Origin of the sequence: Corynebacterium sp. AOP12-C2-36, from assembly GCF_052379185.1 — a bacterium.
Taxonomy (GTDB): Bacteria; Actinomycetota; Actinomycetes; order Mycobacteriales; family Mycobacteriaceae; genus Corynebacterium.
Map to the genome: position 1 here is coordinate 1 of NZ_JBQSYJ010000079.1, position 687 is coordinate 687.

Genomic DNA, 687 nt, shown 5'->3' on the forward strand with positions numbered 1-687 from the left:
GGTCCAAGCTCTGGGGGCTGTTTTTATGATCAGAGCGACTACCGAGGGCACGGGGGTCTCCCTGACACCCATCACCCTACATCGGTCTCTCGAAGTTTTCACTAGTGCGTGCACATTCTCGCTGGTCAGTGATTGAAACGCGCAGATAGACGAGGGGCATAGAAAAGGGCTGCCGCAGGGACCGCTATCGCTAGATCCCCTTGCCCATGAGGTGATCTCTATCTGGTGACGATGGTCGCTTACTGGTCTTCTCCGACCACCCGGAGGCGCCGCAGCCATTCCTGCAGGAGGTGTGTCTCGGTGGGGCCCAGGACCTCCGGGTTGGACGCGGCGAGCTCGGTGACCGCCGAAATCGCGCCGGTGCCGGCGGCACCGTTCGGTCCGCCGGTGCCGGTGCCGGTGATCGCGTCGATCACCCCGTCGCGTACCGCTGCCGACAAATCGGGGTCGGGGGACCCCTGAATGATCTGGCGCAGCGTGACCCCGATGTTGGTGGCCAGGATGTGGGCGGACGCCTGCTCCGGCGGGACGGCGAGGCGTCCCTGTTCTGCGGCTGTCGTGGTGAGTTCGAGCAGGATCTCGGCGGGACGGGACTGGGCCGCCGGGGCGTGACCGGGTTGCACCTTGCCGTACATCAGTGCGTAGAACCCGGGGTTGGCCAGGCCAAAGTCGACGTGTGCGTCCCAG

Annotated in this window: 1 protein-coding gene; it reads right to left on the minus strand. The window is 65.2% G+C overall.

The window, feature by feature from the left end:
* Positions 1-239: 239 nt before the first annotated feature.
* On the minus strand, positions 240-687 hold a 448-nt coding region (locus ACT3UN_RS16550), incomplete at its 5' end, for a TetR-like C-terminal domain-containing protein (protein WP_444657672.1).